This window comes from Portibacter marinus (genome assembly GCF_021533195.1).
GTDB classification, from domain to species: domain Bacteria; phylum Bacteroidota; class Bacteroidia; order Chitinophagales; family Saprospiraceae; genus Portibacter; species Portibacter marinus.
This window is the reverse complement of record NZ_JAJNKB010000055.1, coordinates 1-1,387: the sequence shown is the minus strand read 5'-3', so window position 1 is coordinate 1,387 and position 1,387 is coordinate 1. Positions and strand designations below refer to the sequence as shown.

The window sequence follows — 1,387 nt, the reverse complement described above, 5'->3', positions numbered from 1 at the left end:
CCAGCGCACTGCACATTGATAGCGTATTTCTTACAAGTGGATTTTTACAAATTATGATCACTTTGTTCTCACGATAATCGAATCTTAAATTCATGCAGTTTGCTTCGATTTTCAGGTCTGACTGTCTGAATTTTCTCTACAAGTAATATTAAGATTGGAATTCCGAACATGTCAATTAATTTCTGATTGTCAACTTACAATTCTTGTCAGTCTGAGTCCGCTAGCTTTAAAAGTTAAAATCGAGTATTCCAACGGCATTATCTATAATCTGACAAGACTTTCAGATGGAGGCCAACGCTTAAATTGTACTCCACCTAACACTAGACAAGACGCAATTTCGCCTCGAATAGTATGAAATGTGATGTGCAGAACTAAAAATTCATATTTTTGGAAAACGATATTTAATGAGGAGCGAAACTTCGCTTGTCATCACCGTTGTGCTTCATTATGACCAACCATTAACCAATGATAAAATTCTTTAGAAAAATTCGGCAAAATTTACTTTCAGAAGGTAAAACTGGCAAATATCTTAAATACGCAATCGGAGAGATTATACTTGTGGTTGTTGGAATTTTGATTGCGCTTGGGATTAATAACTGGAATGAAAATAGGAAATCGAAAAGTGTAGCTAACGAAATCTATTTTAATTTACAAAACTCACTGGTTCAAGATTCAACTGAAGTTCAGCGAATAATTAAATTGCAAAGTAAGAGTTTAAAAGTACAAAAGGAATTCATCTTAAAACAAGCAAGTCAAGAGTCATTTGAATTTGAAAACAATAATCTGAATCAATTGATTTTAGATATAGAAATAGGAGTATTTGGTTTCTTCCCAAAGACTGGAATTTATAACTCAATTGTTTCGAATAACGGAATGGACCTATTAAAATCAAAAAAAATTAAGGCCTCATTAATTAATCTTTATGACCATCAATATGAAAGATACGCAAATATGGATGCCACGATTGAGAATAAATATCATTACCAACTATTTCCTGTCATTTTTAAAAAAATGGGCTACGTAAGAAATGTTAGTGAAAATCCTGACTCATTATTATTCAAAGAAAATTACGAAGAATTAGCTTCTGAATGTAGAAACGTTTATGGTATTTTAACTTCAAATAGAGATTTACTGATAGAAATTAGCAAAGAGATAAATGAGCTTTTAAAATTGATTAGAAACGAGCTTAAAAAATAACGAAAGCACAACAATGTACATAACGCTATGCCTGCTATCGCTACGTCACAGCGCATGTACTTACCGTTATCTCTCAGAAAAAGATTTACAGCTTCAATCTTGATTTATACGTGTTAAATATGTACATTTACACGTAAATAGAAATCAATGGATAAGAAATTGACATTAAGCTTAAATCAAAAAGTAATCG

The 1,387-nt window shown here is 31.7% G+C and carries 1 protein-coding gene; it reads left to right on the top strand.

The annotated features are described in order from the left end of the window. The first annotated feature begins 465 nt into the window (after positions 1 to 465). Positions 466 to 1,197 (top strand): DUF6090 family protein, encoded by a 732-nt coding sequence (locus L2567_RS20890; RefSeq protein WP_235299811.1) that lies wholly within the window; start codon positions 466 to 468, stop codon positions 1,195 to 1,197. The last annotated feature ends 190 nt before the right edge of the window (positions 1,198 to 1,387 follow it).

What these genes read in the sequence shown, in the direction of transcription:
- L2567_RS20890 (WP_235299811.1), top strand. Translation starts at nt 466, where the DNA reads ATGATAAAATTCTTTAGAAAAATTCGGCAAAATTTACTTTCAGAAGGT.